Annotated in this window: 20 protein-coding genes and 1 other RNA gene; 8 read left to right on the top strand and 13 right to left on the bottom strand. The window is 59.3% G+C overall.

The features are described 5' to 3' along the window. Positions 1-73: 73 nt before the first annotated feature. From AACY07_RS06835 to recR, 8 genes are all read left to right on the top strand, one after another. Positions 74-733, top strand: a complete 660-nt coding sequence (locus AACY07_RS06835; protein ID WP_133077131.1) for a GntR family transcriptional regulator — start codon at positions 74-76, stop codon at positions 731-733. A gap of 2 nt (positions 734-735) precedes the next feature. Further along, on the top strand, positions 736-4,224 hold the full coding sequence (smc, locus tag AACY07_RS06830; protein WP_339474076.1) for a chromosome segregation protein SMC: 3,489 nt from the start codon (positions 736-738) through the stop codon (positions 4,222-4,224). A 258-nt stretch (positions 4,225-4,482) separates the two neighbouring features. Beyond that, positions 4,483-5,361 (top strand): cell division protein ZipA, encoded by an 879-nt coding sequence (zipA, locus tag AACY07_RS06825; protein WP_339474075.1) that lies wholly within the window; start codon positions 4,483-4,485, stop codon positions 5,359-5,361. 96 nt (positions 5,362-5,457) lie between these two features. Continuing rightward, entirely contained in the window at positions 5,458-7,818 is a 2,361-nt protein-coding gene (gene ligA, locus AACY07_RS06820; RefSeq protein WP_339474074.1) for an NAD-dependent DNA ligase LigA, read from the top strand. Between the two features lie 245 nt (positions 7,819-8,063). Next, positions 8,064-8,160: signal recognition particle sRNA small type (gene ffs, locus AACY07_RS06815), an RNA gene on the top strand. Positions 8,161-8,382: 222 nt separating this feature from the next. Next, entirely contained in the window at positions 8,383-10,434 is a 2,052-nt protein-coding gene (dnaX, locus tag AACY07_RS06810; protein ID WP_339474073.1) for a DNA polymerase III subunit gamma/tau, read from the top strand. A gap of 80 nt (positions 10,435-10,514) precedes the next feature. Next, a complete protein-coding gene (locus AACY07_RS06805) occupies positions 10,515-10,853 on the top strand; it encodes a YbaB/EbfC family nucleoid-associated protein (protein WP_019826710.1) in 339 nt (112 codons plus the stop codon). Between the two features lie 118 nt (positions 10,854-10,971). Further along, a complete protein-coding gene (gene recR, locus AACY07_RS06800; RefSeq protein WP_133077147.1) occupies positions 10,972-11,574 on the top strand; it encodes a recombination mediator RecR in 603 nt (200 codons plus the stop codon). Positions 11,575-11,699: 125 nt separating this feature from the next. On the opposite strand, the gene AACY07_RS06795 is transcribed toward recR, so the two are convergent. The 13 genes from AACY07_RS06795 to ccoO form a co-directional block, all read right to left on the bottom strand. Next, positions 11,700-12,245: an adenine phosphoribosyltransferase gene (locus AACY07_RS06795; RefSeq protein ID WP_133077148.1), complete on the bottom strand. Its 546-nt coding sequence runs from the start codon at positions 12,243-12,245 to the stop codon at positions 11,700-11,702. Positions 12,246-12,297: 52 nt separating this feature from the next. Then, complete coding sequence (gene fnr / locus AACY07_RS06790) at positions 12,298-13,032, bottom strand: fumarate/nitrate reduction transcriptional regulator Fnr (protein ID WP_133077149.1); 735 nt, start codon at positions 13,030-13,032, stop codon at positions 12,298-12,300. Between the two features lie 119 nt (positions 13,033-13,151). Beyond that, positions 13,152-14,534: an oxygen-independent coproporphyrinogen III oxidase gene (hemN, locus tag AACY07_RS06785; RefSeq protein ID WP_339474072.1), complete on the bottom strand. Its 1,383-nt coding sequence runs from the start codon at positions 14,532-14,534 to the stop codon at positions 13,152-13,154. A 205-nt stretch (positions 14,535-14,739) separates the two neighbouring features. Further along, positions 14,740-15,423: a sulfite exporter TauE/SafE family protein gene (locus tag AACY07_RS06780; protein ID WP_133077151.1), complete on the bottom strand. Its 684-nt coding sequence runs from the start codon at positions 15,421-15,423 to the stop codon at positions 14,740-14,742. Beyond that, on the bottom strand, positions 15,416-15,646 hold the full coding sequence (gene ccoS / locus AACY07_RS06775; protein WP_133077152.1) for a cbb3-type cytochrome oxidase assembly protein CcoS: 231 nt from the start codon (positions 15,644-15,646) through the stop codon (positions 15,416-15,418). The genes AACY07_RS06780 and ccoS overlap by 8 nt, the downstream gene beginning before the upstream one ends. Before the next feature lie 19 nt (positions 15,647-15,665). After that, entirely contained in the window at positions 15,666-18,116 is a 2,451-nt protein-coding gene (locus AACY07_RS06770; RefSeq protein WP_339474071.1) for a heavy metal translocating P-type ATPase, read from the bottom strand. Positions 18,117-18,209: 93 nt separating this feature from the next. Further along, positions 18,210-18,752, bottom strand: coding sequence for a FixH family protein (locus AACY07_RS06765; protein ID WP_133077154.1), 543 nt, complete (start codon positions 18,750-18,752; stop codon positions 18,210-18,212). Between the two features lie 11 nt (positions 18,753-18,763). Then, positions 18,764-20,179, bottom strand: a complete 1,416-nt coding sequence (gene ccoG / locus AACY07_RS06760) for a cytochrome c oxidase accessory protein CcoG (RefSeq protein WP_133077155.1) — start codon at positions 20,177-20,179, stop codon at positions 18,764-18,766. A 216-nt stretch (positions 20,180-20,395) separates the two neighbouring features. Continuing rightward, the gene (locus AACY07_RS06755; RefSeq protein ID WP_339474070.1) at positions 20,396-20,806 is read right to left on the bottom strand and encodes a type II toxin-antitoxin system VapC family toxin; all 411 of its coding nucleotides are present in this window, start codon (positions 20,804-20,806) and stop codon (positions 20,396-20,398) included. Further along, positions 20,806-21,054: a type II toxin-antitoxin system Phd/YefM family antitoxin gene (locus AACY07_RS06750; RefSeq protein WP_219261519.1), complete on the bottom strand. Its 249-nt coding sequence runs from the start codon at positions 21,052-21,054 to the stop codon at positions 20,806-20,808. The genes AACY07_RS06755 and AACY07_RS06750 overlap by 1 nt, the downstream gene beginning before the upstream one ends. A 144-nt stretch (positions 21,055-21,198) precedes the next feature. Then, positions 21,199-22,176, bottom strand: coding sequence for a cytochrome-c oxidase, cbb3-type subunit III (gene ccoP, locus AACY07_RS06745; protein WP_133077158.1), 978 nt, complete (start codon positions 22,174-22,176; stop codon positions 21,199-21,201). Beyond that, a complete protein-coding gene (locus AACY07_RS06740) occupies positions 22,173-22,364 on the bottom strand; it encodes a CcoQ/FixQ family Cbb3-type cytochrome c oxidase assembly chaperone (RefSeq protein ID WP_003447209.1) in 192 nt (63 codons plus the stop codon). The genes ccoP and AACY07_RS06740 overlap by 4 nt, the downstream gene beginning before the upstream one ends. 5 nt (positions 22,365-22,369) lie before the next feature. Next, entirely contained in the window at positions 22,370-22,978 is a 609-nt protein-coding gene (gene ccoO / locus AACY07_RS06735; RefSeq protein WP_374105696.1) for a cytochrome-c oxidase, cbb3-type subunit II, read from the bottom strand. Positions 22,979-22,980 lie beyond the last annotated feature (2 nt).

The raw sequence follows: 22,980 nt of genomic DNA, 5'->3' as shown, positions 1-22,980 counted from the left end.
TGCTCTGCGCGAGCACGCACCAAGTGCGTTACACTGCGCCGCCTGCACTGATCAAAGATTTTGAAGGTAAAACATGACGTTCAAGGCGCCGGACAGCCTCGCCGAGCAAATCGCTCACCACCTCGCCGAACGCATCATTCGCGGCGAGCTAAAGCCTGGGGAACGCATTCAAGAACAGAAAGTGACGCTGGCGCTCAATGTCAGCCGCGGCTCTGTGCGCGAAGCGTTGTTGATCCTTGAGCGCCGACATCTCATCGCCATCCTTCCGAGACGTGGCGCCCATGTGACCGAGCTCACCGCACACAATGTGCAGAGCCTGTGCACCCTGATGAGCGAGATGTACATCCTGCTCGGCAATGCCGTTGCCCAGCGCTGGGCCGTGCAGGCCGATCTGGGTCCGTTTCTGCAAATCCAGCAACGCCTGATTGCCAGCTACGAACGCCAGGACATCAGCAGCTTCGTTGAAGACAGCTTCAATGTGATGCGTGCGGCGTACCCGTTTGCCGACAATCCCTACTTGCAGGAAACCGTCGAGAACCTGCACCCGGCCATGAGCCGCGCCTATTACCTGGCGCTGGATCAACGCAAGGCTGAGATGAGCGAGTATCTGGCGTTGTTTGCGCAGTTGCTCGAAGCCGTACTGGCTCGCGACCTTGTGCAAATTCGCGTGGTGCTGAGCAACTATGCCCAGCGCAGTTGTGCCCTGGTGCTGTCTGCCTTGACGGATGCCTGAGCGTGCGCCTGACGTGTATCAAGCTGGCGGGCTTCAAGTCTTTCGTTGATCCGACAACGGTGACCTTTCCCAGCAACATGGCTGCGGTTGTAGGTCCCAACGGCTGCGGAAAGTCGAACATCATCGATGCCGTACGCTGGGTCATGGGCGAAAGTTCGGCCAAGAACCTGCGTGGCGAGTCGATGACGGATGTCATCTTCAACGGCTCCACCACCCGCAAACCGGTGAGTCAGGCCAGCATCGAGCTGGTTTTTGACAACTCCGACGGCACGCTGCTGGGTGAGTATGCGGCCTACGCCGAAATTTCCATTCGGCGCAAAGTCACCCGTGACAGCCAGACGACCTATTACCTCAACGGCACCAAGTGCCGTCGTCGTGACATCACCGACATCTTCCTCGGAACGGGCCTGGGGCCGCGCAGCTACTCGATTATCGAACAGGGCATGATCTCCAAGCTGATCGAGTCCAAGCCTGAAGATTTGCGCAACTTCATCGAGGAAGCGGCCGGCATCTCCAAGTACAAGGAGCGTCGCCGCGAGACCGAAAACCGTATTCGCCGCACCCACGAAAACCTCGCCCGTCTGACGGACCTGCGGGACGAGTTGGGTCGTCAGCTTGAGCGCCTGCATCGTCAGGCCCAGGCGGCTGAAAAGTATCAGGAGTACAAGGCCGAGGAGCGTCAGCTCAAGGCGCAGCTGTCGGCCTTGCGTTGGCAGGCGCTGAACGAGCAGGTGGGGCAGCGCGAAGCGATCATCGGCAATCAGGAAGTCAGCTTTGAAGCCCTGGTGGCCGAGCAACGCAATGCGGATGCCAGTATCGAACGCCTGCGTGACGGGCACCACGATCTGTCAGAGCGCTTCAATCTGGTGCAAGGGCGCTTCTATTCGGTAGGGGGGGACATCGCCCGTGTCGAGCAGAGCATTCAGCATGGTCAGCAGCGTTTGCGCCAATTGCAGGATGACCTGCGCGAAGCCGAGCGCTCGCGCCTGGAAACCGAATCCCATTTGGGTCATGACCGCACGATGCTTGCGACCCTGGGTGAAGAGCTGCACATGCTGGAGCCCGAGCAAGAGCTGACCAGCGCTGCCGCCGAAGAAGCCGCTGCTGCGCTGGAGGTGTCCGAGCACACCATGCACGGTTGGCAGGAGCAGTGGGACAGCTTCAATCAGCGCTCAGCCGAACCCCAGCGCCAGTCCGAAGTCTTGCAGGCTCGCATCCAGCAGCTGGAAACCAGCATGGAGCGTGTGGCCGAGCGTCAGCGCCGGTTGGCTGAAGAGCGCGCCTTGCTGGCGGCAGACCCTGAAGATGCGGCGATCCTTGAGTTAAGTGAGCAACTGGCCATCAGCGAGTTGTCCCAGGAAACATTACACGCCAGCGAAGAACAACTGGTCGAGCGTCTGGAGCAAGTGCGCCACGACTTGCACCAGGCGACCCAGAATCAACAGCAGGCTCAGGGCGAGCTGCAGCGGCTCAATGGTCGCCTGGCTTCCCTCGAAGCTCTGCAACAGGCAGCGCTCGATCCGGGCACTGGCGCTGGTGAATGGCTGCGTCAGCAACAACTGGCTGAACAGCCGCGACTGGCCGAGGGCTTGCGGGTTGAAGCAGGGTGGGAGCTGGCGGTCGAAACCGTGCTGGGTGCCGATTTGCAGGCCGTGTTGGTCGACGACTTCGCACGGCTGGATCTGGCCGGTTTTGCCCAAGGTGATTTGCGCTTGTTCAGTGGCGGGGCCCAGGCCTCTCATTTGGCGGGCAGTTTGCTGGAAAAGGTCGAGGCCGACTTTGATCTGGCGCCCTGGTTGGGTCAGGTAAAACCGGTCGAGAGCCTTGAGCAGGCCCTGGCATTGCGTGCGCAATTGGTTGACGGCCAAAGCCTGATCAGCCGTGACGGCTATTGGGTTGGACGCAACTTTTTGCGGGTGCGACGTGCCAGTGAGGCCGAAAGTGGCGTCTTGGCGCGTGGGCAGGAAATCCAGCGTCTGGGGCTTGAGCGCGAAGAGCGCGAAGCGACGCTTGCGACTCTGGAAGAACAGCTCCAGCGTCTGAGAGAGCAGCAGCTCACTCAGGAAGACGCGCGCGAGCAGGTTCGTCGTCGCATGCAGGACGAGGCGCGTCAGCAGGGCGAGATCAAGGCCAGGCTGTCCGCCAGCAAAGCCAAGGTCGAGCAATTGACCCTGCGCCGTCGTCGTCTGGATGAAGAGCTGGCCGAGCTGGGTGAGCAGCGCGCACTTGAGCATGAGCAGGTGGGCGAGGCGCGCCTGCTCTTGCAGGATGCACTGGATGCGATGGCCACCGACACTGAGCAGCGCGAACTGCTGCTGGCCCAGCGCGACAGCCTGCGCGAGCGTCTTGATCGGGTGCGGCAGGATGCCCGGCAGCACAAGGATCACGCGCACCAGTTGGCGGTTCGACTGGGCTCGCTGAAAGCGCAGCACGATTCGACCCGCCAGGCTCTTGAGCGACTGGAGCTGCAGGCCGAGCGCCTGGCTGAAAAGCGCGAGCAGCTCAGCCTCAATCTGGAGGAGGGCGAAGCGCCGCTTGAAGAGTTGCGTCTGAAACTCGAAGAGTTGCTCGACAAGCGCTTGAGCGTGGATGAAGAACTCAAGATTGCCCAGACCGCACTTGAAGATGCAGACCGCGAATTGCGGGATGCTGAAAAGCGCCGAAATCAGGCTGAGCAACAATCGCAGTTGATTCGTGGCCAGCTGGAACAGCAGCGTATGGAGTGGCAAGCCCTGAGCGTGCGGCGTACGGCGTTGCAGGATCAGTTACTGGCAGACGGCTATGATTTGCATGGGGTGCTTGCCACCCTGAACAGCGAGGTCAATGAGCAGCAGGCCGAAGAAGAGTTGGAGCGCATTGCGGCGCGAATCCAGCGTTTGGGCGCGATCAACCTGGCGGCCATCGATGAGTACCAGCAGCAATCGGAGCGCAAGCGCTATCTGGATGCCCAGGATGCCGATCTGGTCGAGGCGCTCGATACGCTGGAAAACGTAATCCGCAAAATCGACAAAGAGACCCGGAGCCGCTTTAAAGACACCTTTGATCAGATAAATGGTGGATTACAGGCGCTTTTCCCAAAAGTTTTCGGTGGTGGCAGCGCTTATTTGGAACTGACGGGCGAAGATTTACTCGATACAGGGGTGACCATCATGGCGCGCCCGCCGGGCAAGAAGAACAGCACCATTCATTTGCTGTCCGGTGGCGAGAAGGCCCTGACGGCATTGGCATTGGTGTTTGCCATTTTCAAGCTCAATCCGGCGCCGTTTTGCATGCTCGACGAGGTCGATGCACCGCTTGATGACGCCAACGTAGGCCGCTATGCACGGTTGGTGAAAGAGATGTCGCAGACGGTGCAATTCATCTACATCACCCACAACAAAATCGCCATGGAGATGGCGGATCAGCTGATGGGTGTGACGATGCATGAGCCTGGTTGCTCACGTCTTGTAGCGGTAGATGTCGAGGAGGCGATGGCAATGGTCGACGCTTGAGCTATAAGCATGTAGGACGATTTTTTTCTTCTTGTAAGAGAAATATCAACTATTTGACCGATATGACTTACAAGTCGGGGGCTATATGGGCCTAGCTCAGTACGACAGACGGTGTAAAGTTATCTTTGGTCGTGTTAATTTAACGTCTAATTATTTTGTACGTGGGTAAAACGCCAGTCAGAACATAGAGTTGGCGCCACGTTTTAAAGGGCTTTAGGCTCTTCTTCATAGAATCATTTTTTAGGGGCACGGGATTACATGGAAATCGGTCTGCGCGAGTGGCTGATAGTCATCGGCATAGTGGTTATCGCCGGTATTCTTTTTGATGGCTGGCGCCGTATGCGTGGCGGCAAGGGAAAGCTCAAATTTCGTCTTGACCGCAGCTTTTCAAACGCCCCTGACGACGAAAGCAGCCCCGAGCTCCTGGGCCCTTCACGGGTTCTGGATACCCCCAATCATAAAGAGCCGCTGCTTGACGAGCACGACCTGCCATCCGTAAGCATGCCGGCGCGAGATAAAGGCACCAAGCGTGGCAAGCGTGGCGGTGAGCCGAGTCAGGGTGACCTGAACCTCAATCTTGACCTGGATGACGGCCCGAGCATCAGCGCCCGCGATGATGACTTTGCGCAAGAAGCCAAACCCCGTGGTCGTTCGGCTCCAAGCGTGTCGGCTGTTGAAGTCAAAGAGCAGCAACCGCAGCAGGCGGCTGAAGAAGTCCTGGTGATCAGCGTGATCAGCCGTGACCCTGCCGGGTTCAAAGGTCCTGCACTGTTGCAGAACATTCTTGAAAGCGGTTTGCGGTTTGGCGAAATGGATATCTTCCACCGTCACGAAAGCATGGCCGGCAATGGCGAAGTCCTGTTCTCCATGGCTAACGCGGTAAAGCCGGGCGTATTCGATCTGGATGATATTGATCTGTTCAGCACGCCTGCGGTGAGTTTCTTCCTTGGCTTGCCGGGTCCGCGTCATCCCAAGCAGGCTTTCGACGTGATGGTTGCGGCAGCACGCAAGCTGTCCCAGGAGCTCAATGGCGAGCTCAAAGACGATCAGCGCAGTGTGTTGACGGCTCAAACCATTGAGCACTACCGCCAGCGCATCGTTGAATTCGAGCGTCGCGCCCTGACTCAAAAACGCTGAACATGTGGGGGCGGCCTGGCTGCTCCCGCACACATGCTGAATGATTATTACAAGGAGCAGCCACGGCTGCTCTTTTGCTTTGTGAGAGAACACCCCATGACCGCCGCCAATACCCGCATTCTCGAGCTGCGCGCTGAACTGGATCAGCATAACTACCGTTACCACGTACTGGACGAGCCGAGCATTCCGGACGCCGAGTACGATCGCCTGTTTCGTGAGTTAAAAGCCCTGGAGGCCGAACATCCAGAGCTGGTCACCGCCGACTCGCCGACCCAGCGCGTGGGGAGTGCGGCGCTGTCCGCCTTTACTCAGGTGCGTCACGAAGTGCCCATGCTGAGTTTGGGTAACGCTTTCGATGAAACCGACATGCGCGAGTTTGATCGTCGTGTCAGCGAAGGTCTGGATTTGCCCGCCGGGGATCTGTTTGGCGGTGGCGCCGAAGTTGAATACAGCTGCGAGCCGAAGCTCGACGGGCTGGCGGTGAGCTTGCTGTACCAGGATGGCAATCTGGTGCGCGGCGCTACCCGAGGTGATGGCACCACGGGTGAAGATATCAGCGTCAATGTGCGCACCGTGCGCAATATCCCTCTCAAGCTGCATGGCAGCGGCTGGCCCGCAGTGCTGGAAGTGCGCGGCGAAGTGTTTATGTCCAAGGCCGGTTTTGAGCGTCTCAATGAGACTCAGCTCGCCGCTGGCGGCAAGACCTTCGCCAATCCGCGCAACGCGGCGGCGGGCAGCTTGCGTCAGCTGGATTCCAAGATCACCGCCAGCCGGCCGCTGGAATTTTGCTGCTACGGCCTGGGGCAGGTATCCGAGGAGTTCTCTGACACTCATATCGGCAATCTCAAGCAGTTGCAGCAATGGGGCATGCCCATCAGTCACGAGTTGAAACTGGCCCGCGGGATTGCCGAGTGCCTGGATTACTACCGTGATATTGGCGAGCGCCGAGCGGCGCTGCCTTACGAGATCGACGGGGTGGTGTTCAAGGTCAACAACCTGGCGTCACAACGTGAGTTGGGCTTCAGGGCGCGCGAGCCGCGTTGGGCGATCGCCCATAAGTTTCCGGCAATGGAAGAGCTGACCGAGTTGCTGGATGTGGAGTTTCAGGTCGGGCGCACCGGTGCGGTAACGCCCGTGGCACGCCTCAAGCCGGTCAAGGTGGCCGGTGTGACCGTATCCAATGCAACCCTGCACAACATGGATGAAGTGGCCCGTCTGGGGCTGATGATTGGCGACACGGTGATTATTCGTCGTGCAGGGGATGTGATTCCCCAGGTGGTGCAAGTTGTGCTAGAGCGTCGTCCTGAAGATGCCCGTGCGGTGCATATTCCTGAAAGCTGCCCGGTGTGTGGCTCCCATGTCGAGCGCACGCAACTGATCAAGCGCAGCAAAGGCCGTGAAACCATCACCGAAGGCGCGGTTTATCGTTGTGTGGGACGTTTGGCCTGCGGTGCTCAGCTCAAGCAGGCGATCATTCATTTTGTCTCGCGCCGAGCGATGGACATAGAAGGCCTGGGCGAAAAAAGCGTCGAGCAGTTGGTGGACGAGGGGCTGGTGAGTTCGCCGGCCGATCTTTACACCCTGGCTTTCGAGCAGATAGTCGATCTTGAAGGCTTTGCCGAGTTGTCGAGCAAGAACTTGCTGCAGGCCATCGCCGACAGCAAGCGTCCGACATTGGCTCGCTTTATCTACGCGCTGGGTATTCCTGATGTGGGTGAAGAGACTGCCAAGGTGCTGGCGCGCTCCCTGGCCTCTCTGGAGCGGGTACAGCGTGCCTTGCCGCAAGTGCTCACCTATTTGCCTGATGTCGGGCTGGAAGTGGCGCACGAAATTCACAGCTTCTTCAGCGATGCGCATAACCAGCAGGTGATCGCTCAATTGCTGGAGCGTGGACTGGAATTGCAGGATCAGGGCGACCTGGGTGCCGAGTTCGCGGCCAGTACGACGCTGGGTGGTCTGATCGACAAGCTGCACATTCCTTCGGTTGGGCCGGGCGGGGCGCAAAAGCTGGCCGAGAAATTTGGCTCGCTCGAAGGCGTGATCAATGCGGACTGGCTCGATATGCGTCAGGCATTACCTGAAAAGCAAGCCAAGGCCGTACGTGAGTTTTTCGATCACCCTGAAAATGCCCGTCTGGCCCTCGAAGTCGAAGCGCAGCTGCGAGATTTCGGCATGCACTGGCAAAGTGAGAAAAAGGCCGTGGAAGGCTTGCCGCTGGCGGGTCAGACCTGGGTGCTGACCGGTTCGCTGGAATTGATGAGCCGGGACATTGCCAAGGACAAGCTGGAAAGCCTTGGGGCCAAGGTCTCGGGTTCGGTTTCCGGCAAGACCCATTGCGTGGTCGCGGGTCCGGGAGCGGGCTCCAAGCTGGTCAAGGCTAATGAGCTGGGGCTCAAGGTGCTGGATGAAGAAGCCTTTGTGGCGTTTTTGAAAGAGCAGGGTATTTCGATTCAGTAATGGCTGTGGGAGCGGGCTTGCTCGCGATGCAGGCGACGCGGTGTCTCAGTTGAACCGCGCACAAGCCATCGCGGGCAAGCCCGCTCCCACAAATGACCTGTGCCGGGTTGCGAGGCTGTGTTTCAACCCGAATCCAAGTACTTGAACCCATTCATTTTTTTATTATTGCAGCAGCGGTTGTAAGTTTTTCTCAGACAGGTACAATGGCGCCGTTCGCTGCTAGGCGGATGTTGTTATGGTGACCCTATCGGTCCCCCCGCAACGATTACCCGTGAACCTGGTCAGATCCGGAAGGAAGCAGCCACAGCGGGAACATTGTGTGCCGGGGTGTGGCTGGTGGGGTTGCCTCCATTTTAAAAATCCTCAGTCCTGCAGGGTTTTAGTCAAAATTCCAATCGTGTGATCCTGTCTTCAGGCCTTCTGCTGAATTGTCGGCGCGTTGCCGTGTGTGGGTAAAACCTGTTGCGCAGAGACTGCGAGCAGTTAAAAGTGCTCATCGGATGCAATTTTGCCCTTGCTCCGCTAGCATTAGCCCCTTCCGCTTTTCAGATGCGACGGTTATCAATGAGTTATCAGGTTCTTGCACGTAAATGGCGTCCGCGCTCGTTCCGCGAAATGGTCGGCCAGACCCATGTGCTCAAGGCTCTGATCAATGCCCTGGACAGTCAGCGCCTGCACCATGCCTACCTGTTTACCGGTACCCGTGGCGTCGGCAAGACCACCATCGCGCGGATCATCGCCAAATGCCTGAACTGTGAAACAGGTATTACGTCGACTCCCTGCGGCGAGTGCTCGGTGTGTCGCGAAATCGATGAAGGGCGTTTTGTCGACCTGATCGAAATCGACGCCGCCAGCCGTACCAAGGTGGAGGACACCCGTGAACTGCTCGACAACGTGCAGTACGCACCAAGCCGTGGGCGCTTCAAGGTCTACCTGATCGACGAAGTGCACATGCTTTCCAGCCATTCGTTCAATGCGCTGCTCAAGACCCTCGAAGAACCGCCGCCCTACGTAAAATTCATTCTGGCGACCACTGATCCGCAAAAATTGCCGGCCACGATCCTGTCGCGCTGCCTGCAGTTTTCTCTGAAAAACATGACGCCCGAGCGTGTGGTCGAGCATTTGACCCACGTGCTCAGTGCTGAAAACGTGCCATTTGAAGACGACGCGCTGTGGCTGTTGGGTCGTGCAGCTGATGGTTCGATGCGCGATGCCATGAGCCTGACCGATCAGGCCATTGCATTTGGCGAAGGCAAGGTTCTGGCTGGCGATGTGCGCGCCATGCTCGGTACCCTCGACCACGGCCAGGTTTTTGACTTGCTGCACGCCTTGATCGAAGGCGATGCCCGGGCGCTGCTTGAGGCTGTGCGTCATCTGGCCGAGCAGGGTCCGGACTGGAATGGCGTGCTGTCCGAAATTCTTAACGTATTTCACCGGGTTGCCATTGCCCAGGCGTTGCCCGATGGCGTCGACAATGGTCACGGCGACCGCGATCGCGTGCTGGCCCTGGCCAAGGCGCTGCCGGCCGAAGACGTCCAGTTTTATTACCAGATGGGCCTGATTGGCCGGCGTGATTTGCCGCTGGCGCCAGACCCGCGTGGTGGCTTTGAAATGGTCATGCTGCGAATGCTGGCCTTCCGCCCGGCAGATACCGGCAATGCGCCGAGTCAGCCGCTAAAGCCAGTGGGGATCAGCCAGGCCACAGTTGATTCCGCCCAAACCCTGGCGGCTGCAACACCTGTTGCGCCAGTAGTCATTGCGCCTGCTGTTGCGCCCATGCCGGTTGTCGAGGTTGCAGAGCCCGTGATCGCTCCTGCGCCTGTGGAGCCTCACAGGGCGCCTGCCGTGCCAGAAAAGGACTTACCCTGGAACGAGCCGTCAGTACCGGTGATCGAGGTCGAGGCTGCGCCTGAGTCGGTGCTGGACACCGTCGGTGAGCCGCCCGAGTTGCCGCCGATGCCCCTGCCTACGCCAGACAGCGTTGTGCCGGATGCGCCGCAGTGGAGCGAGGAGTCCATCCCCGAGCCGACCCCGGAGCAGGTTGATGCGGCACTGTCGGGTATGGATCGCGACGATGAGCCGCCGCTGGACGAAGACTATATCGAGCCGGACATGGATTCGGCGGCCTACAGCTACCTTGACGAGCTGGCCAGCGAGCATGCGGCCGAGCCATCTCCGGAGCCCGAGCCGTTGCCTGCGGCCATGCCTGCCACCGGGCTGGCCCTTGAATGGCTGAACATGTTCCCCAAATTACCGGTATCGGGCATGACCGCCAGCATTGGCGCCAACTGCACCTTGATCGCCGTTGACGGGGATGACTGGTTGTTGCATCTGGATCCGGCTCACAGTGCGCTGTTTAACCTGACCCAGCAGCGCCGACTCAACGAGGCGTTGAACCAGTACACTCAACGCACGCTCAAAGTGACTATCGAACTGGTCAAGCCGGAACAGGAAACCCCGGCCCAGGCTGCTTCGCGTTTTCGTGCAGAGCGTCAGCGACTGGCAGAGGAGTCGATCTATGCGGATCCGCTGATCCAGCAAATGATCGAACAGTTCGGTGCGGCAGTGCGGGAAGATACGATTCAACCTGTCGATGTTGCGCAGGCCCAGGCTTAGTAGCGCCAGGGTAAAAACTCACAGCCCGCAGTCGTTTTGATTGCGGGAGCATTGTCCAAATAACGTTTGAGGTGATTCCCATGATGAAAGGTGGCATGGCCGGCCTGATGAAGCAGGCGCAGCAGATGCAGGAAAAAATGGCCAAGATGCAGGAAGAACTGGCCAATGCAGAAGTCACCGGCAAGGCCGGCGGCGATATGGTGACTGTGGTCATGACCGGTCGTCACGACATCAAGCGTGTCAGCATTGATCCGGCTCTGCTTGAAGGCGTCAGCGAAGACGACCGTGAAGTGCTGGAGGATCTGTTCGCCGCTGCGGTCAACGACGCCGTGCGCAAGATCGAAGCCAACAGCCAGGACAAAATGTCTGGCGTGACCGCCGGCATGCAACTGCCGCCGGGCATGAAGCTGCCGTTCTAAGGCGCTCCTGAATGCCAGGCCCTGAGCCTGGCATTTTTTTGCCTTATTTACGGGCATTTGACGTCATCCCGCACCGCGGGTATAAACCGCGTCTCGTTGTTTTGTCGGACCTTTCCCTATGAGCTTCAGCCCCCTGATTCGCCAACTGATCGATGCCTTGCGTACCTTGCCGGGTGTAGGTCAAAAGACCGCGCAGCGCATGGCTCTGCAATTGCTTGAGCGTGATCGCAGCGGCGGCTCGCGTCTGGCGCTGGCCTTGACCCAGGCGATGGAAGGCGTGGGGCATTGCCGTCTGTGCAGAACCCTCACCGAAGACGATCTGTGCCCCCAGTGTGCCGACGTGCGCCGTGATGACACCTTGCTGTGTGTGGTCGAGGGCCCGATGGACGTGTATGCCGTGGAGCAGACCGGCTATCGCGGACGTTACTTCGTGCTCAAGGGCCACTTGTCACCGCTGGATGGCCTGGGGCCAGAGGCCATTGGCATTCCGCAATTAATGACCCGCATTGCTGAGCAGGGCACCTTTGCAGAAGTGATCCTGGCGACCAATCCCACGGTCGAAGGCGAAGCTACTGCACATTACATTGCTCAACTGCTCAGCAATAAAGGCCTGATCGCTTCGCGTATCGCTCATGGTGTGCCGTTGGGAGGCGAGCTTGAGCTGGTCGATGGCGGCACCCTGGCTCATTCGTTCTCGGGGCGTCGACCGATTACGCTCTGACTGGGATTGCCGGGGGGTGACGCCTGTGGGAGCGGGCTTGCTCGCGATGGCATCAGCGCGGTTCAACTGAATGCCGCGGTGTATGTATTGCGAGCCAGCCCGCTTCCACGGGTGATGTGTCGGTATTACTCGGTCAACGAAAATTCGGTCAGGCAGAATGTCGGTATACCCAGATCCTGCAGGCGCTGCGAGCCACCCAGCTCAGGCAGGTCAATGATCGCTGCCGCTTCGAATACCTGGGCGCCCATGCGGCGAACCAGGTTGGCCGCGGCGATCAGGGTGCCGCCAGTGGCGATCAAGTCATCGACGATCAGCAGCGAGTCGCCTTCGCACAAGCTGTCGGCGTGAACTTCCAGAAACGCTTCGCCATATTCCGTCTGATAGCCTTCGGCCAATACGTCAGCGGGCAATTTGCCTTGTTTGCGAAACAGGATCAGCGGTTTGTTGAGCTGGTGAGCCAGTACCGAGCCAATCAGAAAGCCGCGGGCATCCATGGCGCCGATGTGGCTGAAGTCAGCCTCGACGTAGCGCTCGATAAAGCGGTCGGCGATTTCGCGCATGGCGCGGGGCGATTGGTAGAGCGGGGTGATGTCGCGAAAGATGACGCCCGGCTTGGGGAAATCAATTACCGGGCGGATCAGGGATTTGAGGCAAAAATCGTCGAAGACCATATCAGGTGTCCTGGCGTGCGTTAAGCGCGCCAGTATAACCTTTCAAGCCGTTTTAGACTTCCAGTGAACCACCCGCCAGGGCGCACAACTTGATCGGATCAAGGATATGCACTTCTTTGCCTTCGGCCGTGATCAGCTGGTTTTCCTGCAGGCGTGTGAACACGCGGGACACGGTCTCTACGGCCAGGCCCAGGTAGTTGCCGATTTCGTTGCGCGACATGCTCAGGCGGTATTGATTGGCCGAGAAACCACGGGCGCGAAAGCGCGCTGACAGGTTGACCAGAAAGGTGGCGATACGTTCGTCGGCCGTCTTTTTCGACAGCAACAGCATCATTTGCTGATCGTCGCGAATTTCGCGGCTCATCACACGCATCAGCTGGCGGCGAAGCTGGGGCAGTTGCACGGAAAGTTCGTCCAGGCGCTCGAACGGGATTTCGCACACGGGAGTGGTTTCCAGCGCTTGAGCCGATACCGGGTAGGTTTCCGTGTCCATCCCGGAAAGGCCGACCAGTTCGCTTGGCAGGTGGAAGCCGGTAATTTGCTCCTCACCGTTGTCGCTCAGGCTGAATGTTTTCAATGCGCCAGAACGGACGGCGTAGACCGAGCCAAACGTGTCGCCTTGGCGAAACAAAAACTCGCCTTTTTTCAGTGGACGCCCGCGCTTGACGATTTCTTCCAGCGCGTCCATGTCTTCCAGGTCCAACGAAAGTGGCAGGCAGAGAGGTGCCAGGCTGCAGTCCTTGCAGTGGGCCTGGTTATGAGCGCGCACTTTTACTGGCTCGGGCATTTCTTAAATCCTTGTAGGAAAACACACATAAGATGCAAGGGTACCCCAGTGCGGGAGGCTAGGCCAGCCGCACCACACCGGTGCATTCATCTCATGCTGTAGAGGTCGTGTTCGCGACCTTAAATCACCCGCGAATATCGCTGGCGGGTTTGTTGTTCCAGGTAGGCATCGAACACCATGCACACTGAGCGCACCAGTAACCGCCCGGCAGGCAATACGGTCAATTGCCGCTCGTCCAGAGCAATCAGCCCGTCAGCCGCCATGGTTTTGAGCATCGGCCATTGAGGCGCGAAATATCCACGGAAGTCGATATTGAACGCCTGCTCGATGTCTGCGAATGGCAGGTGCAAATTGCAGATGATCTGCTGGATGACTGCCCGGCGGATGCGATCGTCCTGATTGCACAGCAGGCCACGGTGGGTGGCGAGCTGGTCACTGGCCAGGGTGTGCTGATAGCTCGCCAGGTCGCTGTCGTTCTGGCAATAAAGATCACCAATCTGGCTGATGGCCGAGACGCCAAGCCCGATCAGGTCGCAATGGCCGTGGGTGGTGTAGCCCTGAAAGTTGCGCTGCAAGGTTGACTCTTCCTGGGCAATTGCCAGTTCATCGTCCGGCAGCGCGAAGTGATCCATGCCGATATAGCGATAGCCGGCGCCCGTCAGTTGCTCGATGGTGCGCTCCAGCATCTGCAGTTTCGCGGCAGGCGAGGGCAGGTCGTTAGTATTGATCCGGCGCTGAGGCATGAAACGTTCAGGCAAGTGGGCATAGTTGAACACTGACAGGCGATCCGGCTGCAAGCTGATCACTTCGTCAACGGTTCGCGCAAAGGCCTCGGGGGTTTGCTTGGGCAAACCGTAGATCAGGTCGATATTGATCGAGCGAAACTGCAGGGTGCGTGCGGCATCGATCACCGCCCGTGTTTCTTCCAGGCTTTGCAGGCGATTGACGGCACGCTGTACGTCTGGATCTAGGTCTTGCAGGCCGATACTGACCCGGTTGAAGCCCAGTTCACGCAACAGGCCCATGGTCGACCAGTCGGCTTCCCGCGGGTCGATTTCAATGCCGTAATCACCTGAGTCATCGTCCAGCAGATTGAAGTGCTGACGCAGCGTGGCCATCAAATGGCGCAATTCGTCGTGACTGAGGAAAGTAGGCGTGCCGCCACCAAAGTGCAGTTGCTCGACCTTTTGTTTTGGGTCGAGGTGACAGGCAATCATCTGGATTTCTTGCTCAAGCCTTTGCAGGTAGGGCTGTGCCCGGCCACGGTCTTTGGTGATGACCTTGTTGCAGGCACAGTAATAGCAAATGTTGGCGCAGAACGGCACGTGTACATACAGCGACAGCGGGCGCAGTGCCTTGCGGCTTTCGCGCAGGGCGTGCAGCAGGTCGAACGGGCTGACCTGATTGTTGAACTGCATCGCTGTCGGATACGAGGTGTAGCGCGGACCCGCCAGATCGTAGCGGCGGATCAAATCTGGGTCCCAACGAATGGCGTCGAGCATGCGGGCATTCCCCTGGGATGGCTGGCAATGCACAGGAGTCTAGGGGGTGAGTCGATGTTGCATCTTGATTTGCATCAAGGGCTGTGATTTGGCTTAGTCCCTGTAGTCGCTGCCGCAGGCTGCGATAAGGACCGCAGGGCCTTCAAAAACCAGGCCTGCTACGCAGTCCATCGCAGCCTGCGGCAACGACTACAAGGTGCTTGATTTAATGCCCCATCAACCAATGCTGATGCGGGCCGGGCAGGGTCCAGATGCCGAACAGGATGACCAGCAGCCCTCCGGTCATGCGCACGCTGCGTTTACGCAGCAATGCAGTCACCCGCTCGGCAGCCAGGCCGGTGGCCAGCAGTACGGGCCAGGTGCCCAGGCCAAACGCAAGCATCAGCAATGCACTGTCGATCGCGCTGCCCTGGCTGGCTGACCAGATCAACGTGCTGTACACCAATCCGCAGGGTAGCCAGCCCCAGAGCGCACCCAGCAGCAATGCCCGCGGCAGGCTCGACACGGGTAACAAGCGGGTGGCCACGGGCTGGATATGCCGCCACAGGCCGCGCCCCAGGCTCTCAATCCGGGTCAGTCCGCTCCACCAGCCAGCCAGGTACAGGCCCATGCAAATCAGCAGTAGCCCGGCCAGGATGCGCATGAACATGGCTGCGGGGCTGTTGGCCACTGCCCAGCCTGCCATCCCCAGCAGCAGTCCAGCCGTGGCATAGCTGAGAATTCGCCCAAGGTTGTAGGCCAGCAACAACCTGAAGCGTCGGCTGCGCTGCTCTTTGGGGATGGCAAGGGTCAGCGCACCCATCAGGCCGCCACACATGCCCAGGCAATGCCCGCCGCCGAGCAGGCCCAAAATGACGGCCGAGACCAGCAGTGGCGCCAACTCAAGCATGGGGGGGCGTTTTTTTGTCGGTGTCGGTGATCGACTCCGGATGCTGGTTCCTGGCTTCTTCGACCGCTGCGGTGTGTTGCGGGTCCTGGTCGTCGAACAGGATGCTGTGGGCCGGGCTGTCCAGATCGTCGTACTGGCCGCTGTCCACGGCCCAGAAAAAGATGTAGATGGCGATGGCGACAATCAGCAAGGCCGCAGGAATCATGACGTATAGCGCTGGCATATAGGCTCCAGGCAACCGGTCAGGCCGGAAGCGGGCGGGTGTGTGGCGTGGCACAGGCAGGTGCCACGCCAGGCGTGCGCGTCAGGCGCAAGGCATTGAGCACCACGGTCAACGAGCTGACCGACATGCCGATGGCGGCCCAGATCGGCGTGATCCAGCCCAGTGCGGCAAATGGCAGCATAAGGCCATTGTACAGGCCAGCCCACAACAGGTTCTCGATGATCACGCGGCGAGTGCGTCGTGCCAGGCTGAAGGCTTGCACCAGGGCGCCCAGGCGATTGGAGAGCAGTACTGCATCGGCACTGGTCTTGGCCAGGTCCGTGGCCGACCCCATTGCCACGCTGATATCGGCAGCGGCGAGTACCGGGACATCGTTGACCCCGTCACCCAGCATCAGCACCTTGCGCCCCTGTGCATGGAGCTGTTGCAATATTTGCAGCTTGTCGTCCGGGCGCAACCCGCCCCGGGCTTCATCGATCCCCAGTTCGGCGGCCACGCTGGCGACCATCGGCGAGCTGTCTCCCGAGAGCAGCAGCGTCCGCCAGCCTCGTGCCTTGCACGCGGCCAGCAACGCGGGGGCATCCTCGCGCAGGCGGTCATCCAGAACAAACCAGGCCAGAGCGCCCTCGCCATTACCCAGCAATAACCATTGCCCGGGTTCATCCGGCATGGTCGGGACCTGGCACTGGCTCAGCTCGCAGACAAAACCCGGCTGGCCGATGCGCAAATGCTGTTCCCCAACCCGTCCTTCAAGGCCCAGGCCCGGCGTGCTGTGGACTTCCTCTGCGGCTTGCGGGGCACGGCCAAAAGCGCGGGCAATGGGGTGTTCGGAGCGGTTTTCGAGGGCTGCCGCGAGGGCCAGGCACTGATCGCTGTCCAGGTCGCTCAAGGGGCGAATGGCCCGCAGCGCCAGGCGACCTTCCGTCAGTGTGCCGGTCTTGTCGAAAATCACGGTGTCGATCTGGTTAAGTCCCTCGATCACATGGCCGCGGGTCAGCAGTAGACCCAGTTTGTGCAGCGTGCCGGTTGCGGCAGTGAGTGCAGTGGGGGTTGCGAGGGACAGAGCGCAAGGGCAGGTAGCCACCAACATCGCCAGGACAATCCAGAAGGCCCGCGATGGATCCAGTTGCCACCACAGCAAGCCGATCCCGGCCGCTGCGATCAACGAGAACAGCAAGAACCATTGCGCGGCCCTGTCGGCAATTTCAGCCAGGCGCGGTTTTTCGCTTTGAGCGCGATCCAGCAACCGCACGATGGCGGACAGGCGGGTGTCCTGGCCGAGGGCCATGACTTCAATGGTCAGGGCGCCTTCGACATTCAGGGTGCCCGCCGTCACGGCGTCGCCGATACAGCGAGGTTGAGGCAGATACTCGCCGGTCAGCAGGGATTCATCGATGCTTGATTGGCCATCAAGAATTTTGCCGTCTGCCGGAAGGATCGCGCCGGGGTGGACCAGTACCTTGTCGCCGACTTTAAGCTCGGTCAGCAGGATGCGCTCGCTTTGGCCGTCGTCAGTCAGGCGCAGGCAGGAGGCGGGTAGCAGGTTGACCAGTTGTGCAGTGGCGGCAGCAGTGCGCTCGCGGGCACGGCGCTCGAGGTAGCGCCCGGCCAGCAAGAACAGGGCAAACATGCCGACCGCGTCGAAATACAGCTCGCCGACGCCGGTGATGGCGGTCCAGATTCCGGCGATGTAGGCCCCGCCGATGGCCAGGGACACCGACACATCCATGGTCAGATGGCGGGTGCGCAGGTCGCGCATGGCACCTTTGAAGAAGGGTGCACAGCTGTAAAACACAATGGGGGTGGTCAGAAACAGCGCAACCCAGCGCAGGATAGTGTGCATCTCGGGGCTGAGGTCGATATTGAATTCGGGCCAAGTGGCCATCGTTGCCATCATTGCCTGAAACCACAGCAGCCCGGCGACACCCAGTTGGCGCAGGGCCAGGCGGTTTTCGCTGGCCAGTTGTTCAGTGGCGCGATCGGCCTGGTAAGGGTGTGCGGCATAACCGATATGACGCAGTTCGCTCAGGATGGCGCTCAGCGCCAGTTGGTTCGTGTCCCAGCTTACATGCAGTCGATGGTTGGACAGATTGAGCCGGGCTTCGCTCACGGCAGGCAGGCTTCGCAGGTGTTTCTCAATCAGCCAGCCACAGGCCGCGCAACTGATGCCTTCGATGAGCAGGGTGGTTTGGGCCTGCTCACCCTCGTGGCGCACAAATGGTTTTTGCACGTCGGGGCGGTCATACAGTGCCAGTTCTTCTACCAGTTGCACGGGTAGGGCGTCAGGGTTGGCTGACGCCTCGCTGCGGTGTTGGTAGTAGCTTTCGAGGCCGCCCGCCACGATGGCCTCGGCCACCGCCTGGCAGCCCGGGCAGCAGAACTCGCGAACTTCGCCCAGGACAACGGCGGTAAACCGGCTGCCCGGCGGAACGGGCAGGGCGCAGTGATAGCAGGGTACGGGAGAGGTCATGGCGGTCTATCGCGATATGGTGTCGCCGGGAAATACGTCGTCGCGATCAAGTCCGCTGCCATAGCGGTGGCGGCGGGCTTGATCGCAAAGAGGTTACTTCTTGTTGTGGTCTTCAGCGCCTTGCAGCGGCTCGTCGCCCAGCAGCAGGTCCTTGTCGTGGCCGACCAGTTCTTCTTCAAACAGGCGCCACGTATGGCCGTCTTCAACGCCCATCAACTCGACAAAGCGGCGACCTTCGATCTTGTCATCCAGTTGGCCGATGTAGCGCCCTGGCTCCGAAGCGCTCTGGCTCAGGCTGATTTTGCGGTCTTTTTCGGGTTGGGTCGGGGAGATCAGGTTCAGTTCCAGAACCTGCGGCTTGCTGTTGCCTTCCAGCAGCAGCACCACTTCGCCGGTCATCTCGTCCAGACGCAGCCTGGCTTTGAGTTGCAGGGTCTGGCCCAGCAATTCACGGTCAAGGGAGCGGTTGATGCCTTTGCCGGCCTCGTAGTAATTGTCGTTAACCAGGTGGTCCGGGTTGTTCACGGCAATAGTGACCATCGACAGGGTCAGGGTCACCGAACAGGCGAGGATGGCAATGATGATCCACGGCCAAATATGCTTGTACCAGGGGCTGGAGGCTTTTGCTGCGGGCATGTCGAATTCTCTTATCTGATTTGTGGGCCGATGAATCGGCTCTTGGCTTTAACGTTGATGTCGTTGTTGTCGGCGTCCTTGAGGATGAAGAACACTTCGTTGGTACTGGATGGCAGCTTCTCGGGGGCAATCGACAGCTCGACCGGCAGGCTGACGATATCGCCGGCCGCGACCTTGATTTCGCGTTTGCCTTGCAGCTTGAGGTCGGGCAGGCCGGTGGCGTCCAGCACGTAGGTATGGTCTTGCTGATCCTTGTTCATGATCTTGAGGCTGTAGACGTTTTCGATGCGGCCTTCAGCGTTTTCGCGGTAGAGCACGCGGTCTTTGCTGACGTCGAAACCGACCAGTGTGCGGGTAAAGAAGGCGGCTGCCAGCAACCCCATCATGGTCAGCAATACCAGGGCGTAACCAATCAGGCGCGGGCGCAGCTTCTGGGTTTTCTGGCCTGAAAGGTTGTGTTCGGTGGTGTAGCTGATCAGGCCGCGGGGGTAGTTCATTTTGTCCATGATGCTGTCGCAGGCGTCGATACAAGCGGCGCAGCCGATGCACTCGATCTGCAGGCCGTCCCGTATATCAATCCCGGTGGGGCATACCTGCACGCACATGGTGCAGTCAATGCAATCGCCCAGGCCTTGAGCCTTGTAGTCCGCATCTTTTTTGCGTGGCCCGCGGAGTTCGCCGCGACGGGGGTCGTATGAAACGATCAGGGTGTCTTTATCAAACATCACGCTCTGGAAGCGAGCGTACGGGCACATGTAAATGCACACCTGCTCACGCAGCCAGCCCGCGTTTCCGTAGGTCGCGAGGGTGAAGAAGCCGACCCAGAAGTACGCCCAGCCATCGGCCTGGCCGGTAAAGAAGTCGATGACCAGTTCACGAATCGGCGAGAAGTAACCGACAAAGGTCATGCCGGTGACAAAGCCGATCAACAGCCACAGGCTGTGCTTGCTCAGCTTGCGCAGGAACTTGTTGGCGCTCATCGGCGCTTTGTCGAGCTTGATGCGTTGGTTGCGGTCGCCTTCGGTGACCTTTTCGCACCACATGAACACCCAGGTCCATACGCTTTGCGGGCAGGTGTAGCCGCACCACACACGCCCGGCGTAAACGGTAATAAAAAACAAACCAAAGGCGGCGACGATCAACAGTCCGGACAGGAGGATGAAATCCTGTGGCCAGAAAGTGGCACCAAAAATAAAGAATTTACGCTCCGGAAGGTTCCACCAGACAGCCTGGTGGCCGCCCCAGTTGAGCCACACCGTGCCGAAATACAGCAGAAACAGGAGAGCGCCGCCACCAATGCGCAGGTTGCGGAAAAGGCCGGTGAAGGCACGGGTGTAGATTTTTTCCCGGGCTGCGTACAGATCGGTGCTTTCAGTGGTTTTTTTGCCAGGCGGAGTGACGTCGTGTACAGGAATCTGATTGCTCATTAGTGCGTCCCACGGCAGTGGAAAATGCCTCGGTCAGTACATGCCGACCGCGGTCAGAAGGTGTTGCAGTAACGTAATGATACGCCTGTGACTCTAGCTCAAGGGTGCGACCTTTGGTCGCGTTCCGGAAAAGAAGAAGTTGGTATAGGAGTTGTAACAAGTCATGACATGGATCAATTGACTTAAGGCAGCGGGTGAGTTGCGCGCAGCCTTGAATCAGAGTTCCCAAGGGTTGAGCAGGGAGGCACCGCTGAAGGCGAAATCCTTCGTGTTGCGGGTGACAACGGTCATGTCGTGAACCAATGCCGTGGCAGCGATCAGGGCATCACTCTCATTGCTGCGGTCAGGGACGTGGAGGCGGGCGCATCGTCGGGCAACGCTGCCATCCACTGACAGAACGCGTCCGGCAAAGGCAGGGATGACATGGTTGTCCAGCCAGTTGCGCAACGGTACGGCTTGCGCAGGGTCGCGCCGCTCTAGGCGCAGGATGCCGGTTTCGATTTCAAGCAGGCTAATCGCCGAGATGTACAGCCGGTAGGCCGGGACAGTGCTGGCCCAGGCCACCACGCCGGGATTGGCCTGGGGTTTGCGCAGTTCAGAGATGACGTTGGTATCGAGCAGGAACATTAGAAGTCCACTGGGCGCGGCGTGATAATTGCGCGTTCGGGTTCGAATTCAACCGCTGGCTCCGGCATGACGAGCAGGTCGACGATGCTGGCGTTCAGTCCGGTCAGTCGTTGGTACTCTTCCATGCATAGCAGTACATGGGCGGGACGACCACGATCGGTGATGTAAACCGGCCCATTCTGGGCTGCTTTTTTGGCACCACTTGTGTCCTGGTTGAAGTCGCGGCTTGAAATGGTCGTGATGGACATGGGCTGCTGCTCCCCTGAAAATACAATGTAGAAACGTTACTACCTTTTGGGCGGGCGCTGCAACAGCTTGCCGGATCCTGAAACAAAATGGCCCCGCCAACTCTCGTTGGCGGGGCCATTTTTTGCTGCATTCAGACGTCTGCGTTATTCGTCTGTCTTGGCTTCATCGCCATGGGACAGGCTGTAAACGTAGGCGGCCAGCAAGTGAACCTTGTCGTTCCCTTGCAGGTCAGCCTGTGCAGGCATCTGGCCCTGACGGCCGTAACGGATGGTCTGCTGCAGTTGAGCGAAGCTCGAACCGTAGATGAACGCCCCGGGGTGAGTCAGGTTCGGTGCACCCATCAGCGGGTTACCTTTACCTTCCGGACCGTGGCACACCGCACAGTTGGTAGCGAAAAGCTCCTTGCCCTTGGCAGGGTCGGCTTTCGCACCTTCCGGCAATTTACGGCCATCCAGACTGGTCAGTACGTAGGCAGCTACGTCGCTGACGCCTTGCTCGCCAATCACTTCGGACCAGCCCGGCATGACGGCGTGACGGCCGGCCATGATGGTGGTCTTGATGTCGGCAGGCGTACCGCCCCAGCGCCAGTCGGCGTCGGTCAGGTTCGGGAAGCCGTAGGCGCCCTTGGCGTCGGAGCCGTGGCACACCGAGCAGTTGGACGCGAACAGACGACCGCCCATTTTCAGTGCTTGCGGATCCTTGGCGACTTCTTCAATGGGCATGGCAGCGAACTTGGCGAAGATCGGGCCAAATTTGGCGTCCGATTTGGCCATTTCCTTTTCCCACTCGTGAACGCCGGTCCAGCCGGTCTGGCCATTGGCAAACTGGGTTTGCTCTTTGGTGTCCAGGTACTGGTAGCCCGGCAGCAGGCCTTTCCAGTTACCCAGGCCCGGGTACAGAACGAGGTAGCCGAGGGCGAAAATGACGGTGCCGACAAACAGCATGAACCACCATTTAGGCATTGGGTTGTCGTACTCTTCGATCCCGTCGTAAGCGTGCCCGACTTTCTCGTCGGTCTGCTCGCTGCGCTGGCCCTTGCGGGTGGCCAGCAACAGCCAGGTCAAGGCGAAGATGGTACCCAGAGTGAGGACTGTAACGTACAGACTCCAGAACGTAGTCATTCTTTGTTACTCCTAGAAGCTTGCTCTTGCTCGACGTGCTTGATGGCTTCGGGATCATCCTTGAACGGCAACAAGGTAGCGTCGTCAAATTCTGACTTGCGTCGCGGGCTGAATACCCACAAGGCCAAACCGATAAAAGCCACCATCACAACGACAGTGCCCAGGCCACGAATCATCCCGATATCCATTCAGATCACCGTTTGCTTTTGATGATGGTGCCCAAGCCCTGGAGGTAAGCCACCAGTGCGTCCATTTCAGTTTTGCCCTTCACAGCATCCTTGGCACCGGCGATGTCTTCGTCGGTGTAAGGAACGCCGAGTTCGCGCAAGACTTCCATTTTTTTCGCGGTGTCCTTGCCGTCCAGCTTGCGCTCTACGAGGAACGGGTACGCCGGCATGATCGACTCGGGCACAACGTTGCGCGGGTTGTACAAATGCGCACGCTGCCAGTCATCGGAGTAGCGGCCGCCAACGCGGGCCAGGTCCGGACCGGTACGCTTGGAGCCCCACAGGAACGGGTGGTCCCAGACGCTTTCACCGGCAACCGAGTAGTGGCCGTAACGTTCGGTTTCGGCACGGAACGGACGGATCATCTGCGAGTGGCAGCCGACACAGCCGTTGGCGATATAGATGTCACGGCCTTCCAGTTCCAGCGCGGTGCGTGGCTTCATGCCCTCGACCGGAGTGTTGGTCACGTCCTGGAAGAACAGCGGAACGATTTGGGTCAGGCCGCCAATGCTCACGGCGATGACCATGAAGAAAGCCATCAGGCCAATATTCTTCTCGATTGTATCGTGCTTGATCA

Source organism: Pseudomonas sp. RL_5y_Pfl2_69 (assembly GCF_963970465.1).
GTDB lineage: Bacteria > Pseudomonadota > Gammaproteobacteria > Pseudomonadales > Pseudomonadaceae > Aquipseudomonas.
The sequence above is the reverse complement of the archived record's forward strand: the minus strand, read 5'-3'. Positions and strand labels throughout refer to the sequence as shown.